This is a genomic window from Tabrizicola thermarum (genome assembly GCF_003574395.1).
Lineage (GTDB): Bacteria > Pseudomonadota > Alphaproteobacteria > Rhodobacterales > Rhodobacteraceae > Tabrizicola > Tabrizicola thermarum.
The window spans coordinates 195,544-211,634 of sequence record NZ_QMJY01000082.1; the positions used below are offsets into that span (position 1 = coordinate 195,544).

At 65.4% G+C, this 16,091-nt stretch carries 10 protein-coding genes; 9 read left to right on the forward strand and 1 reads right to left on the reverse strand.

The window, feature by feature from the left end; all coding sequences use genetic code 11:
• Positions 1–194: 194 nt before the first annotated feature.
• Together argE and D5084_RS16240 are read left to right on the forward strand one after the other, a co-directional pair.
• Positions 195–1,370, forward strand: coding sequence for an acetylornithine deacetylase (gene argE / locus D5084_RS16235; protein ID WP_162302458.1), 1,176 nt, complete (start codon positions 195–197; stop codon positions 1,368–1,370).
• The gene (locus tag D5084_RS16240; protein ID WP_128516545.1) at positions 1,367–2,707 is read left to right on the forward strand and encodes an NAD(P)/FAD-dependent oxidoreductase; all 1,341 of its coding nucleotides are present in this window, start codon (positions 1,367–1,369) and stop codon (positions 2,705–2,707) included. The genes argE and D5084_RS16240 overlap by 4 nt, the downstream gene beginning before the upstream one ends.
• Here D5084_RS16240 and D5084_RS16245 read toward each other — a convergent pair.
• Positions 2,704–2,901, reverse strand: coding sequence for a heavy-metal-associated domain-containing protein (locus D5084_RS16245; protein WP_128516546.1), 198 nt, complete (start codon positions 2,899–2,901; stop codon positions 2,704–2,706). The genes D5084_RS16240 and D5084_RS16245 overlap by 4 nt on opposite strands.
• Positions 2,902–3,137: 236 nt before the next feature.
• Between D5084_RS16245 and D5084_RS16250 the strand changes: the two genes are divergently transcribed.
• The 7 genes from D5084_RS16250 to D5084_RS16280 all read left to right on the forward strand — a co-directional run bounded on the left by D5084_RS16250 (position 3,138) and on the right by D5084_RS16280 (position 15,941).
• On the forward strand, positions 3,138–5,546 hold the full coding sequence (locus tag D5084_RS16250) for a glycogen/starch/alpha-glucan phosphorylase (RefSeq protein WP_238382685.1): 2,409 nt from the start codon (positions 3,138–3,140) through the stop codon (positions 5,544–5,546).
• Positions 5,547–5,576: 30 nt separating this feature from the next.
• On the forward strand, positions 5,577–7,748 hold the full coding sequence (glgB, locus tag D5084_RS16255; RefSeq protein WP_128516547.1) for a 1,4-alpha-glucan branching protein GlgB: 2,172 nt from the start codon (positions 5,577–5,579) through the stop codon (positions 7,746–7,748).
• A 37-nt stretch (positions 7,749–7,785) separates the two neighbouring features.
• The gene (gene glgC, locus D5084_RS16260; protein ID WP_128516548.1) at positions 7,786–9,057 is read left to right on the forward strand and encodes a glucose-1-phosphate adenylyltransferase; all 1,272 of its coding nucleotides are present in this window, start codon (positions 7,786–7,788) and stop codon (positions 9,055–9,057) included.
• Between the two features lie 64 nt (positions 9,058–9,121).
• Positions 9,122–10,546, forward strand: coding sequence for a glycogen synthase GlgA (gene glgA / locus D5084_RS16265; RefSeq protein WP_128516549.1), 1,425 nt, complete (start codon positions 9,122–9,124; stop codon positions 10,544–10,546).
• A gap of 23 nt (positions 10,547–10,569) precedes the next feature.
• Positions 10,570–12,678 (forward strand): glycogen debranching protein GlgX, encoded by a 2,109-nt coding sequence (gene glgX / locus D5084_RS16270; RefSeq protein ID WP_128516550.1) that lies wholly within the window; start codon positions 10,570–10,572, stop codon positions 12,676–12,678.
• A complete protein-coding gene (locus D5084_RS16275) occupies positions 12,675–14,306 on the forward strand; it encodes an alpha-D-glucose phosphate-specific phosphoglucomutase (RefSeq protein ID WP_128516551.1) in 1,632 nt (543 codons plus the stop codon). The genes glgX and D5084_RS16275 overlap by 4 nt, the downstream gene beginning before the upstream one ends.
• A gap of 102 nt (positions 14,307–14,408) precedes the next feature.
• The gene (locus tag D5084_RS16280) at positions 14,409–15,941 is read left to right on the forward strand and encodes a trimethylamine methyltransferase family protein (RefSeq protein WP_128516552.1); all 1,533 of its coding nucleotides are present in this window, start codon (positions 14,409–14,411) and stop codon (positions 15,939–15,941) included.
• Positions 15,942–16,091 lie beyond the last annotated feature (150 nt).

Sequence of the window (16,091 nt, forward strand, 5' to 3'; positions counted from 1 at the left end):
TGGCCGTTTTCTCGGCCATGCAGCTTGTGGTTGCCGCCCTTCGATCAACTCTTTCCGATTCTCGGCCTTCTATCAATCCCGATTTGGCGCGCGATTCCAGACTGTTCATCGGGCAAAATGACTGGACCTTGCGTCACTTTGCCAGATATTGACTTGGGTCAGACAGGAAGACAGGCTGGCTACCAAATGTAGTCATGGCAAGGGAAATCTCGATGACCGTGCTGACGCCGCGTCAGATTCTGGATCAGTTGGTCAGGTTTCCGACGGTCAGCAGCGACTCGAATCTCGCCCTGGTGGATTGGCTTGAGACCTACCTGACCGGACACGGGGTTCGCTGTGCGCGTCACTGGAACGAGGACCGGCAGAAGGCGGCGCTGATGGCTCATGCCGGGCCGTGGATCGAGGGGGCGGTGGTGCTTTCGGGGCATTCCGATGTGGTGCCAGTCACCGGACAAAGCTGGACCTCGGACCCCTGGACAGTGGTGGAACGGGACGGGCGGCTTTACGGTCGCGGGACCTGCGACATGAAGGGCTATGTCGCTCTTGCGGTGTGGGCGGTGGTCGAAGCCCAACGCAGCGGGGTGTCGCGTCCGCTGCAACTGGCGCTGTCCTATGACGAGGAAGTGGGCTGCACCGGGGCGCCGCCGATGATCGAGACCCTTCGCCGGGTGTTTCCCCAAGGGTCAATTGCGCTGATCGGCGAGCCGTCGCGGATGAAGGTCATCACCGGGCACAAGGGCGGCACCGGCTTTGCCGTGCATGTGAAGGGCTACGAGGTGCATTCCTCGCTCTTGCCCGAAGGCGTCTCGGCGGTGATGGAGGCGGCAAGGCTGATCGACTGGATCAACACCCGTAACGACGAAATTCAGTCGCGTCCCCGCAGTGTGATTGCGGAACGGTTCCATCCACCTTTCACGACCTTGCATGTGGGGCGGATTGCCGGGGGGACTGCCGACAACATCACCGCCGCCGACTGCCGGTTCGCGGTCGAGATGCGTTGCGTGCCCGATGACGACGCGAACGCCCATGCCGATGCCTTCCGGGCCGAAGCGATGCGGCTGGATGCTGCGCTGAAGGCCCGGCGCCCCGAAGCGGGGGTCAGACTGACAAAGTTCTTCGACGTCTCGCCCCTTCGGCCCGAGATGGACGGTGCGGCCGAGGCGCTGGCCCGGGCGCTTACCGGGGACAACGCGACCGGCGTGGTGTCCTACGGCACCGAGGCCGGGCAATTCCAGGACGCAGGCTATTCGGCCATTGTCTGCGGCCCGGGCGACATTGCCCAGGCACACCAGCCGGACGAATACCTTGAGATCACCGAGTTCGCGGCGGGTCATCAGTTCATGCTAAGGTTGCTGGAGCGGCTGGCGTGAATTTTCCGATCTCCGAGCAGACGCCCGTCCGGTTCCGGGCAGACCTGCCTGGTCGCGCCGATGTCGTCGTGGTCGGCGGAGGCGTGATCGGCGTCATGACCGCCTGGTTCCTGAAGGATCGCGGGCTTTCCGTGGTGCTGTGCGAAAAGGGCCGGATCGCCGCGGAACAGTCGGGGCGCAACTGGGGCTGGGTGCGCCAGCAGGGCAGGGACCCCGCCGAACTGCCGATCATGGTGGAAAGCCTGTCGATCTGGAAAGACCTGGCGGCCCGCACCGGCAACGCCCTTGGTTTTCGGCAGACGGGCGTATTGTATCTGGCAAAGACCGAGGCCGAGATCGCGGGGTTCGAGGCCTGGACCGAACACGCCCGCGCACATCAGCTGGACACGCGGCTTCTGACTGCCGACGAGACCGCAGGCCTGCTCAAGGGCGCGGCGGCCCCGTGGAAGGGCGGGCTGTTCACCGCATCGGACGCGCGGGCCGAGCCCTGGGTTGCGGTTCCGACCCTGGCGGCGCTGGCCGAAGAGAAGGGCGTGATCCTGCGCGAGGCCTGCGCGGTGCGCGGGTTGGACCTGGCGGGCGGGAGGGTCGCGGGCGTGGTGACCGAGGCCGGGCGGATCGCGTGCGACCATGTCGTCGTCGCGGCGGGGGCCTGGTCGCGGCTGTTCCTGGGCCAGCACGGGATCGGTATTCCGCAGCTCTCCGTCCTCGCCTCCGTGGCCGCGACCGTGCCGATGCCCGAGGTGTTTGCCGGCAATGCGGCCGACGATGACTTTGCCTTCCGGCGGCGCGAGGATGGGGGTTATTCCATTGCCCCCGGCTCTCGGCACGACTTTTTCATCGGTCGCGACGCATTTGCCAGCCTTGGCGTCTATCTGCCTGTTTTGAAAAAGGATTTCCGGTCTACCAACTTCCGGCTCGCAGCCCCGAAAGGCTTCCCCGACGCCTGGACCACACCCCGCCGCTGGTCGATGGAGGCTCCCAGCCCCTTCGAACGGCAACGCGTGCTGACCCCCCCGCCGAACCTGGGCACGCTGTCCGAGGTGCAGGACAGCTTTGCGCGGGCCTTCCCCTCTCTGGGCCGACCGAAGCTCAAGGCCGCCTGGGCGGGCATGATCGACAGCCTGCCGGACGTGGTGCCGATCGTGGACCATGCGGGGCTTGCCGGTCTGACCATCGCCACCGGGATGAGCGGGCACGGCTTCGGCATCGGGCCGGGGATGGGGCGCGTTGTGGCCGACCTCGTGACGGGCCGACCCCTCGGCCACGACCTGAGCCGCTTTCGCCTGTCGCGGTTCAGCGACGGCAGCCGGATCGAGCCGGGACCGAGCCTCTAGACAACGGTGGCCGGGTAGCCTGCGGCTTCCAGCGCCTTCAAGAGGTCTGCCACGGGGGCGGTGCCGGTCACCTCGACCTTGCGCGCCTCAAGGTCGACCCGGACCTCGCCGGTCTGCGGCACGGCGCCAAGCGCGGATTCGATCGCAGCCTTGCAATGGCCGCAGCTCATGTCGGGAACAGATAGCGTGGTCATGAACGGATCCTCTTTCATCCTGATTGGGACCCAGCCTTGCAGCCGCGTCAAGAGGGTGCCTTGCAGGTGCGACATCTCTGCCGTCCTGCTGTCAAATTCAACGAATCATGTTCTCAAACCGCTTTAAATCACTTAGATGGATTTAATGTTTGCGGTAACAGAGGCTTTCTGCCCATAGCCCCGAAAGCCCGCTTGACCGCCGCCCCCCGGCGCTTAGGCTTTCTCAGGAGACGATCTTGCTGGACAGACCCGTGACCGATCTGAGCGTGACCCCGAACCTGTTGCAGGCCGACATCCTGCGCCACCTGACCTTTACGGTCGGCAAGGACGCCCCGCATGCATCGGTGCATGACTGGCGCCTGGCCTTGTCTCATGCCATCCGCGACCGGATCGTCGAACCGTGGTTCGCCTCGACCAAGCGCACCTGGGCCGAGGACAGGAAGCGGGTCTACTACCTGTCGATGGAATTCCTGATCGGCCGCATCCTTGAGGATGCCACGATCAACCTTGGCCTCTATGACGCCGCGAACGAGGCGATGGCAGCGGTGGGTGTCGACCTTCGCGCCGTGATCGACGACGAACCGGACGCGGCATTGGGCAACGGCGGCCTGGGACGGCTTGCGGCTTGTTTCATGGAGTCGATGGCGACGCTGGGCTGCCCGGCCTATGGCTATGGCATCCGCTATGAACACGGCCTGTTCCGGCAACACTTCGACCACGGCCGCCAGGTCGAGACGCCCGAGAACTGGCTGGCGCAGGCCCATCCCTGGGAATTCGCCCGGCCCGAAAGCGCCTACACCATCGGTTTCAAGGGCCATGTCGAAAGCCGCGACGGCAAGGACATCTGGTATCCGCAGGAAACCGTGACGGCCGAGGCCTATGACACTCCGGTCGTCGGCTGGCAGGGGAAATGGGCGAACACGCTGCGGCTCTGGGGCGCGAAGGGGACGACGAACTTCGACCTCGAACGCTTCAACCGGGGCGATTACACGGCCGCCGCAGAGCCGGAGACCCTGGCCCGGACCTTGTCACGGGTGCTCTACCCGGACGACACCACCTATCAGGGCAAGGAACTGCGGCTGAAGCAGGAATTCTTCCTGACCTCGGCAGCCCTGCAGGACATCCTGCGGCGGTATCTGTCGAACCACAGCGACCTGCGCGCCCTACCGCGGCATGTGGCGATCCAGATGAACGACACCCATCCGGCCATCGCCGGGCCGGAACTGATCCGGCTTCTGTCGGACGAACACGGGCTGCCCTTCGATGAGGCGTTGACCATCGCTCGGGCCTGCCTGGGCTACACCAATCACACCTTGTTGCCGGAAGCTCTTGAACGATGGGCGACCTTCACCTTCGGCAACGTCCTGCCGCGGCACATGCAGATCGTCGAGCGGATCGACAGCTGGCATCGCCGGACCTATCCGAGCCGGCCGCATTATGTGGGCATCGTCAAGCACCAGGAAGTGCGGATGGGCGAACTGGCCTTCATCATGTCGCACAAGGTGAACGGGGTATCCGCCCTGCATACCGACCTGGTCAGGAAGACGCTTTTCCCGGAGCTGAGCGCCCTTCATCCCGGGCGGATCATCAACCAGACCAATGGCGTGACCCCGCGCCGTTGGCTGCGGATGGCGAACCGGCCCTTGTCGAAGCTGATCACCGAGAGCATCGGCCCGGGCTGGGAGGCGGACCTTGACCGTCTGCGCGAGCTTGAGCCGCATGTGGCCGACGCGGGTTTCCGGGCGGACTTCGCGGCGGCCAAGCGCGCGAACAAGGTCGTGCTGTCGAACTGGATCGGGCGGGAAATGGGGGTGCCGGTTTCGCCCGATGCCTTGTTCGACGTGCAGATCAAGCGCATCCATGAATACAAGCGCCAGCTACTGAACATTCTTGAAACGATTGCCCATTGGCACAAGCTGCGGGCAGACCCGAAGGGACCCTGGGTGCCGCGTGTGAAGATCTTCGGCGGCAAGGCAGCGCCGGGCTATGCAGTAGCAAAGGAAATCATTCGCCTTATCAACGATGTGGCCGAGGTTGTTAACAACGACCCGGTGACCGGGGACCTGCTGAAGATCATCTACCCGCCGAATTACAACGTCACGATGGCCGAACGCGTGATCCCGGCCTCGGACCTGTCCGAACAGATATCGACCGCCGGGAAAGAGGCCTCGGGCACGGGCAACATGAAGTTCATGATGAACGGTGCGCCGACCATCGGGACCCTTGACGGGGCGAACGTCGAGATCCTTCAGGAAGTCGGGGCCGAGAACTTCTTTCTCTTCGGCCTGACCGCCGAAGAGGTGGCCAGGCGCCGCGAAGACCCCGATCATGCCAGGAAGGCGATCGAGGCCAGCCAGCCGCTGATGGATGTGCTGCAGATGATCGCCGAGGGGCGCTTTTCGCCCGAAGAACCGGAGCGGTACCATCAATCGGTGCACCGGGTCTGGCACCATGACTATTTTCTCGTGGCAAGCGACTTCGCCGCGTATCATGCCGCACAGGCCGAGGTGGACAGGGCCTATCTCGACCCGGACCGCTGGTGGAAGATGGCGGCGATGAACACGGCCCGAAGCGGCTTCTTCTCGTCCGACCGCACGATCCGCGGCTACATGGCAGAGATCTGGCAGGCGACGTCCGGGCTATAGGCGCTCCGGCAGGCTTTCGGGGAGGAGAGCATGGCTGAGACGACACTCGACAGGGGCGCAGCCGAGGCGATCGCCGGGGGCTGGCACGGCGATCCGTTCGGTGTGCTGGGGCCGCACAAGGTGGCGAAGGGCTGGGAAATCCGGGCCTTCGTGCCGGGGGCCGAGCGGCTTTGGCTGGTCACCGGCAGGACCGAGGTCGAGGCGGTGCCCTATCCGGGCCTGCCGGGCCTGTTCACCTGCGCCCTGGCGCGGAAGGCGACTTACAGGTTCCGCGCGGAAGGCCATGGAACTACGTGGGAATTCGACGATCCCTATCGCTTTGGCCCGGTCTTGGGTGAACTGGACGAATACCTGCTGGGCGAGGGCAGCCATCGGCGGTTGTGGCAGGCGCTTGGCGCGCATGTGATGACGCACGAAGGGGTGGACGGTGTGCATTTCGCGGTCTGGGCACCCAATGCCGAGCGGGTCAGCGTCGTCGGCGATTTCAACGTCTGGGACGGCCGCCGCAACCCGATGCGCCGCCGCGGCGCGACCGGTGTCTGGGAGATCTTCATGCCCGACCTCGCCGAGGGTGTCGCCTACAAATACGAGATCAGGGGGCCGGGTGGCGCGATCCTGCCGCTCAAGGCCGATCCGGTCGGTTTCGGATCTGAACATCCGCCCGCAACGGCCTCAGTTGTCAGGACAATCCGGGGTGACTGGCACGATGAGGGCTGGATGGACAGCCGGGCTGCCAGACACGGCATCGACGCGCCGATTTCCGTCTACGAGGTCCATCTCGGCTCGTGGCGGCGCGCGCCCGGAAACCGGATGCTGAGCTATCTGGAACTGGCCGACCAGCTGGTGGACTACGCCGCCGACATGGGCTTTACCCACATCGAATGCCTGCCGGTCAGCGAATACCCGTTCGACGGGTCCTGGGGCTATCAGCCGGTGGGACTCTATGCCCCCACCATCCGCCACGGCACACCGTCGGAATTCCGCGCCTTTGTCGACGCGGCGCACCGCAAGGGGCTGGGGGTGATCCTCGACTGGGTGCCAGGGCATTTCCCCACGGACCCCCATGGCCTGGGCCGGTTCGACGGCACCGCGCTTTATGAACACGAGGACCCGCGCGAGGGGTTCCATCAGGACTGGAACACGCTGATCTACAACTACGGCCGGGTCGAGGTGAAGAACTACCTCGTCAGCAACGCCTTGTATTGGCTTGAGGAATACCACATCGACGGGCTGCGGGTGGATGCGGTGGCGTCCATGCTCTACCGCGACTACAGCCGCAAGCCTGGCGAATGGATCCCGAACAAGGACGGCGGCCGCGAAAACTATGAGGCGATCGATGTGCTTCGCAGCATGAACATCACGGCCTATGGCGAAGTGCCGGGGATCATGACGATTGCCGAGGAATCGACGGCCTTTCCGGGCGTGTCCCGGCCCGCGAACTGGGGCGGGCTGGGCTTCGGGTTCAAGTGGAACATGGGGTGGATGAACGACACCCTCAGCTACATGCAGAAGGACCCGATCTACCGCAAATACCACCACCACCAGATGACCTTCGGCCTGGTCTACGCCTGGTCGGAAAACTACGTCCTGCCGATTTCCCATGACGAGGTCGTGCACGGCAAGGGCTCGATGCTGTCGAAGATGCCGGGCAACGCCTGGGAAAAGTTCGCCAACCTGCGCGCCTACTACGGTTTCATGTGGGCGCATCCCGGCAAGAAACTCTTGTTCATGGGGCAGGAGTTCGCGCAGGGCGCCGAGTGGAACCACAACCAGAGCCTCGACTGGCATCAGCTTGATGTTGCGGAACATCGTGGGATGCAGCGGTTGGTGCGCGATCTGAACCGGGTCTACCGCGAAACCCGCGCCTTGCATGTGAACGACACGCGGCCCGAGGGCTTTGCCTGGATCGAGTCGAACGATGCCGAGGCCGGGGTCTATGCCTGGGTCCGCAAGGGCGAGGAGGGCGACAGGCCGGTGGTGGCGGTGGTCAACATGACCCCGCTGGAGCGGCAGTATCGGCTGGGTCTGCCGCATCCCGGCAAATGGACCGAGATCCTGAACACCGACGCCGAAATCTACGGCGGGGGCAACCGTGGCAACCTGGGAGGGGTGACCACGGAGAAGACGCCCTGGCACGGCCTGCCGCAATCGGCGCTTGTCACGCTGCCGCCGCTCTCGGCAGTGTATCTGCAACAGGGATGAGAACCGGCGGTTGCACCGCCTAGGGGGAGGGACGTCGATGAAAGCAAGACCGAACCAGCGCCTGTCGTCGCAGGCCATGGCCTTTGTCCTGGCAGGCGGTCGGGGGTCGCGGCTGAAGGAACTGACCGATCGCCGCGCTAAGCCGGCGGTCTATTTCGGCGGCAAGACCCGGATCATCGACTTTGCGCTCTCGAACGCGCTGAACTCGGGCATCCGCAAGATGGCGATTGCGACGCAGTACAAGGCCCACTCCCTCATCCGTCATGTCCAGCGCGGCTGGGGCTTCTTCCGGGCGGAACGCAACGAATACCTGGACATCCTGCCTGCCAGCCAGCGGATGGACGAGGTGAACTGGTATCGCGGCACCGCCGACGCCATCGCGCAGAACATCGACATCGTCGACAGCTACGGCGTGAAGTATGTGATCGTCCTGGCGGGCGACCACATCTACAAGATGGATTACGAGGTGATGCTGCACCAGCACGTCGAGGCGGAGGCCGACGTGACCATCGGCTGCCTGACCGTGCCAAGGAAAGAGGCCTCGGCTTTCGGCGTGATGCATGTGGACAAGACCATGCGGATCACCGATTTCCTGGAAAAACCCAAGGACCCGCCGGCCATTCCGGGGGACCCCGACCATGCGCTGGCCTCGATGGGGATCTATGTCTTCGACTGGGCCTTCCTGCGCGACCTGCTGATCCGCGACATGCAGGACGACAATTCCAGCCACGACTTCGGCTTCGACCTGATCCCGCATATCGTGAAGAACGGCAAGGCCGTCGCCCACAGGTTTTCCGACAGCTGCGTGACCAGCGGGCTGGAAACCGAACCCTACTGGCGCGACGTGGGCACCATCGACGCCTTCTGGCAGGCGAACATCGACCTGACCGATTTCGTCCCCAAGCTGGACCTCTACGACAGTTCCTGGCCGATCTGGACCTATGCCGAGATCGTGCCGCCCGCCAAGTTCATCCACGACGAGGACGGCCGCCGGGGCAGCGCGGTATCGTCCCTGGTCTCGGGCGATTGCATCGTCTCGGGTTCGGCCGTGTCGAACAGCCTGCTGTTCACCGGTTGCCGGACGCACAGCTATTCCACGCTGGAATATGTGGTGGCCCTGCCGCAGGTAGAGGTGGGCCGGAAGGCCCGGTTGAAGAATTGCGTGATCGACCGGGGCGTGGTGATCCCGGAAGGTCTGGTGATCGGTGAGGACCCGGAGGAGGATGCCAGGTGGTTCCGCCGGTCCGAGGGCGGCATTGTGCTCATCACCCAGGACATGCTGGATGCCCGCGCCAGGGCTTTGGGCTGACAGTCTGGACCTTGCGCGGGGTTTACTTTAGCCCCGGGCGGGAAGTTACGGAAAGGCAAGGCAAATGGGCGGTCGGGTTCTGTCGGTGGCCTCTGAATGCGTCCCCCTGGTCAAGACCGGGGGGCTGGCCGATGTCGTCGGAGCGCTGCCCTCTGCCCTGGCAAGGACCGGCTGGGAGATGCGGGTGCTTCTGCCGGCCTACCGTGCCTTGCGCGCCCAGGCCTCTGGTTGGCCGGTCGTCTGGCAGGAAGCCGATCTCTGGGGCGGGCCGGGCCGCGTTGTGGCCGGTGAGGTGGCGGGCGTCCCCCTGCTGCTTCTCGACGCGCCGCATCTTTATGACCGCGAAGGCGGCCCCTATTCCGGGCCGACGGGCGAACATCCCGACAATGCGGTGCGCTTTGCGGCCCTGTCCTGGGTCGCCGCCCGTATCGCGCGCGAGGGGCTTGAGGGTTGGAAACCCGATATCCTGCACGCGCATGACTGGCAGGCCGGGCTGGCGCCTGCCTATCTGGCCTATCATGGCAACGGCGGGGTGAAATCGGTCATCACGGTTCACAACATCGCCTTCCAGGGCTGGTCTCCGGCGCACATGCTGGGCGTGCTGCGCTTGCCGGGCCACGCTTTCCACCCCGAGGCGCTGGAATATTACGGCGGACTCTCCAGCCTGAAGGCGGCGCTGGTGACGTCCGACTGGATCACCACCGTGTCGCCGACCTACGCGGCAGAGCTCATGCGACCGGAATTCGGGATGGGCCTGCAGGGCGTGATTGCCGCGCGCGGGCCGGTCGTGTCCGGCATCCTGAACGGTGTCGATACCGACCTCTGGAACCCCGAAGCAGAGGATCCTCCCTTCAGTCGCAAGGCGATGGCAGGCAAGGCCAGGGCGCGGGCAAGGCTGTGCGAGGACTTCGGGCTGGAGGTGCCGGGCCCGCTGGCGATCGTCGTCAGTCGGTTGACCGACCAGAAGGGCATCGACCTGCTGCCGGCCGTCATCCCCGATTTCGTGCTGGGCGGGGGCGGGCTGATCGTGCTTGGCAGCGGCGATCCGGGGCTGGAAGCCGCGGTGCGCAATCTTGCGGCGCGGTTCCCGGGTCGGGTTGCGGTGCAGATCGGCTATGACGAGGCGCTCAGCCACCGCCTGTTTGCGGGGGCGGATGCCGTGCTGGTGCCCAGCCGGTTCGAGCCTTGTGGCCTGACCCAGATGTATGGCCTGCGCTACGGCACGCTGCCGGTCGTGTCGCTGGTCGGCGGGCTGGCCGACACGGTCATCGGGGCCTCGCCCGCGGCGCTGTCGGTCGGGGTGGCAACCGGAATCACCTTTCACCCGGTCGATGCCCTGGCCTTCGGCCGCGCCATGGCGCAGCTGCTGGACCTGCATCGTCAGCCGAAGCTCTGGGCGAAACTGCGGGCGAATGCGATGGCGCAGCCGGTCGGCTGGGAATCCTCGGCCGGTGCCTATGCCGATCTTTACGAAAGGCTGACCGCGTGACACCGCAGTCGATCTCGCCGCCTATGCGGCTTTCGGGTCACGCGGTCAGCCCCGGCCGTCCCTGGCCGATGGGGGCAAGTCTGACGGGCGACGGGGTGAACTTCGCGATCTTCTCGGCCCATGCGGAACGGATCGAGCTTTGCCTCTTTACCCCCGACGGCCGCAAAGAACTGGCCCGCCTGCCGATCGTCGAGCGCGATGGAGACATCTGGCACATCCATGTCGGCGGGCTGACGGTGGGCACCGTCTATGGCTTTCGCGCCTACGGACCCTACGCTCCGGAACAGGGGCACAGGTTCAACCCGCACAAGCTGCTGCTCGACCCTTACGCCCGCGCGCTGGAGGGCCGTCTGAAATGGTCCGACGCGCTGATGGGCTACAAGATCGGATCCCCCCGCGGCGATCTCAGCTTTGACACCCGCGACAGTGCCTTTGCGGTGCCGAAGGCGGTTGTCATCGACACGTCGTTCACCTGGGGCAACGACCGCGCCCCCAGCACCCCGCGCGCCGAAACGCTGATCTACGAGGCCCATGTCAAGTCGATGACGGCGCTGCATCCCGGCGTCGACAAGGGCCTGCGCGGCACCTACCTTGGCCTCTCGTCGGACCCGGTCATCGACCATCTGCAAAGGCTGGGCGTCACCGCGATAGAACTGCTTCCGGTCCAGTCCTACATCGACGACCGGTTTCTGGTGTCCAGGGGCCTGCGAAACCACTGGGGCTACAACACGCTGTGCTTCTTCGCGCCCGAAGCCCGCTACATGAGCCAGGGCGCGCTGTGGGAATTCCAGACGATGGTCCGCCGCTTTCACGCAGCCGGAATCGAGGTCATCCTGGACGTGGTCTACAACCACACCGCCGAGGGCGACGAATGGGGCCCGACCGTCTGCTACCGGGGTCTCGACAATGCCAGCTACTACCGCCTGACGGGCGGCGGCCGGTACTATGTCAACGACGCGGGCACCGGCAACACGCTGAACATCACTCACCCCATGGTCCTGCGGATGGTGATGGACAGCTTGCGCTACTGGGTCGAGGCCGCCCATGTCGACGGCTTCCGCTTCGACCTTGCGACGGCTCTGGGACGCGAGCAGCACGGATTTGACCCCAACGGCGGTTTCTTCGACGCGATCCGCCAGGACCCTGTCCTCAGCCGCGTCAAGCTGATCGCCGAGCCCTGGGACATCGGTCCCGGAGGCTATCAGCTGGGCGCCTATCCGCATCCCTTCCTCGAATGGAACGACAAGTTCCGCGACGGTGTGCGCCGGTTCTGGAAGGGTGACGCCGGGATGACCCGCGACCTCGCCGCCCGGCTTCTGGGCAGCGCGGAACGCTTCGACCATTCGGGCCGCGCGGCGACCTCGTCGATCAACTATGTCACCAGCCACGACGGCTTCACGCTTGAGGACCTCGTCAGCTATACCGTCAAGCGCAACTTCGCCAATGGCGAGGACAACCGCGACGGCCACCACGAGAACCATTCCGACAACCTTGGTGTCGAAGGCCCGACCACGGACCCGAAGGTTCTGGCCGCCCGCGCCCTGCGCAAGCGCAACCTTCTGGCCACCCTGATGCTCAGCCAGGGCGTGCCCATGCTTCTGGCCGGAGACGAGATCGGCCACAGCCAGGGCGGCAACAACAACGCTTACGCTCAGGACAACGAGACCACCTGGCTCGACTGGTCCAGGGCCGATCCGGGCCTGCTTGCCTTCGTCCAGCGCCTCAGTGCGCTTCGCAGATCCCTGCCGGTCTTGCGCCAGCGTCGGTTCCTGCATGCGCGCCCGCGTCCCTCGGACGGGATCCCAGACGTGATCTGGCGCCGCGCGAACGGCACTGTGCCGCACAACGAGGACTGGCATGATCCGGCCTTCCGCTGTCTCTGCGTCGAGTTGCGCATGGCCGCCGAAGGCGGGGATCCGAACCCCGAAGCCGTCTTTGCCGTGTTCAACACCGGCTCTGCCACGACGCTGCACCTGCCCGATACTGCGCCGGGCTGGACGCTGCTTCTGGATACCACCCGCCCGGACTTGCCCGAGGCCGGTCTTCCCGCCCAAGGCTTCGCCGAGGCTCCGGCCCATTCCGTCCTGCTTTTCCGCTCTGTGACCGACGCACCAAGGGAAACCGCGCCATGACCCAGATCACGACTGTCCTGACCGAGGCCATCGCCGGGCAAAAGCCGGGCACCTCTGGCCTGCGCAAGAAGACGCCCGTGTTCATGGGGCGGCATTATCTGGAGAACTTCGTCCAGTCGATCTTCGACGTGGTGGGGGCGGCGGGAAAGACCTTCGTTCTCGGCGGCGACGGGCGCTATTTCAACGACCGCGCCGCGCAGGTGATCCTGCGGATGGCGGCGGCGAACGGGGCGGCCCGGGTGATCGTGGGGCAGGGGGCGATCCTGTCAACTCCGGCCGCCAGCCATCTGATAAGGTTGAATAAAACCGATGGCGGGATCATCATGTCGGCCAGTCACAACCCCGGCGGTCCGAATGAGGATTTCGGGGTCAAGTTCAACATGCCGAACGGCGGACCCGCGCCGGAAGGCGTGACCGAGGCGATGTATCGGCGGACGACCGAAATCACCGAATACAAGGTGCTCGAGGCGCAGGACGTGGATCTGGGTCGCATCGGTCGGCACCAGCTGGGGGCAATGGTGGTCGATGTGGTCGATCCGGTCGCCGACTACGCGGCACTGATGGAGACGCTCTTCGACTTTCCCGCGATCCGCGCGATGTTCGCGGGCGGCTTCCGGATGCGGATGGACTCGATGTGTGCAGTCACCGGGCCCTATGCCGTTGAAATCCTTGAAAACCGTCTCGGGGCGCCGAAGGGAACCTGCGTCAACGCAACCCCGCTGCCGGACTTCGGCGGCATGCATCCTGACCCGAACCCGACCTGGGCCAAGGCGCTGATGGACGAGATGTTCGGCCCGGACGCCCCCGATTTCGGCGCGGCTTCGGACGGAGACGGCGACCGCAACATGGTGGTCGGGCGGGGGATCTATGTCTCGCCGTCCGACAGCCTCGCCGTTTTGGCCGCGAATGCGCAGCTCGCGCCGGGCTACAAGGCGGGGCTGAAGGGCGTCGCGCGGTCGATGCCGACTTCGGCGGCGGTGGACCGGGTGGCCGAGGCTCTGGGGATCGCAGGTTTCGAGACCCCGACGGGCTGGAAGTTCTTCGGCAACCTGCTCGACGCGGGCCGCGCCACGATCTGTGGCGAGGAATCCTTCGGCACCGGCTCCGACCATGTCCGCGAGAAGGACGGGCTCTGGGCGATCCTGTTGTGGCTGAACATCCTTGCGGTGCGCCGGCAGTCGGTGGCCGAGATCCTGCGCGAACACTGGGCGAAATACGGTCGCAACTACTATAGCCGCCACGACTTCGAGGCGATCGAGACGGCCAAGGCCGACGCGATGATGGCCGCGCTGCGCGGTGCGCTGGCCGGTCTGCCGGGACAGCAGATCGAAGGGATGACGGTCTCGACCGCGGACGATTTCGCCTACACCGATCCGGTCGATGGCTCGGTCAGCCAGAAACAGGGCGTGCGGGTCCTGTTCCACGATGGCAGCCGCATCGTCTATCGTCTGTCGGGAACAGGCACCGAAGGCGCGACCCTGCGGGTCTATCTGGAGCGCTACGCGGCGGGTCCCGACGGCCTTGACCTTGACGCCCAGGCGGCCCTTGCCCCGGTGATCCGTGCGGCTCACCGGATTGCCGACATCGCAACCCATACCGGCCGCAGCGCGCCGGATGTCGTGACCTGAAGGCGTTCGGGCGTTTCCCGACCTTCAGAGGTCGCGGTTTGACCAGACCCGTCGCCCGAAAGCGACAAACCTGACACATATGTCGAGTTTCGGGGGGCGGCGATGGGCGAAGTCAGGGTCAGGGCGGGACGCCAGGCACGGCAGGCCGAGCGGGCGCACAAGGGGCAGGGCGTCGGGCGTCCCTATATCCTGCGCAACATCCCGACCTATGATGTCCTGTCCGAGGAGAACCTGATCCGCATCGAGGCTGCCGCCGACCGTGTGCTGGCCGAGACCGGGATCGAGTTCCGCGACGATCCGGTGGCACTGGACCACTGGAAGACGGCCGGGGCCAAGGTGGAGGGGGTGCGTGTCCGGTTCGAGCCGGGGATGCTGCGCGAGATCCTGAAGTCCGCGCCCGCCGAGTTCACCCAGCACGCGCGGAACCCGGCCAAGTCGGTGCGGATCGGGGGGCGGAACGTGGTGTTCTCTCCCGCCTACGGCAGCCCCTTCGTGATGGACCTCGACCGCGGCCGCCGGTTCGGGACCATCGAGGACTTCCGCAACTTCATCCGGTTGGCGCAATCAAGCCCCAACTTCCACCACTCCGGCGGCACGATCTGCGAGCCGACGGATGTGGCGGTGAACAAGCGGCATCTCGACATGGTGCTGGCCCATATCGAACTCAGCGACCGGCCCTTCATGGGGTCGGTGACGGCCGAGGAGCGGTCGGAGGACAGCATCGAGATGGCCCGCATCCTGTTCGGCGCCGACTTCGTGGATCGGAACTGCGTGATCCTGGGCAACGTCAACGTCAACTCGCCCCTGGTCTGGGACGGGACGATGACCCGGTCCCTGCGGGCCTATGCCCGGGCGAACCAGGCGGCGGTGGTGGTGCCCTTCATCCTTGGCGGGGCGATGGGGCCGGTCACGAACGCGGGCGGGATCGTGCAGAGCCTGGCCGAGACGATGGCCGGCTGCGCGCTGACCCAGCTGGAGCGGAAGGGGGCTCCGGTCATCTTCGGGAACTTCCTGTCCTCGATGTCGCTGCGGTCGGGGTCGCCGACCTTCGGGACGCCGGAGCCGGCCATCGGGTCGCAGGTGATCGGCCAGCTTGCCCGCCGGCTGAACCTGCCGCTGCGCTGTTCGGGGAACTTCACCACCTCCAAGCTGCCGGACGGGCAGGCGATGATGGAGGGGACGATGTCGATGCTGGCGGCCATCCATTGCGGGGCCAATTTCATCCTGCATTCGGCGGGGTTTCTGGATGGGCTTCTGTCGATGTCCTACGAGAAGTTCATGCTGGATGCCGACCTCTGCGGGGCCTTGCATGCCTATCTGGACGGGATCAGGATCGACGACGATCAGCTGGCCGTGGAGGCCTTCGCCGAGGTGGGGCCGGGGAACCATTTCTTCGGCTGTTCCCACACGATGCGGCACTATGAGACCGCCTTCTGGGACAGCGAATTGTCGGACAACGAGCCCTTCGAAAAATGGGAGGCGGCGGGGTCGGCGGACGCGGCGATCCGGGCCAACCGGCTCTGGAAGAAGCGGCTGGCGGAGTATGAGGCCCCGCCTCTGGATGCGGGGGTCAGGGAGGCCCTGCATGACTTCGTGGGGCGGAAGAAGGCCGGGGTGGCGGATGCCTGGTACTGAGGTGCGCCGCGCGTGGTCGGTTTTTCGGACCAAATGAAATCAATAGGTTGGCTGTGGGCGTTCAGATTAGGTTAACTCAAGTTCCAAGTGCAACGGTTGTTGGTGTTTTTTCGAGTTCCTCGGCGAGGGCCTGTGCTGGTGTTTTCCAGC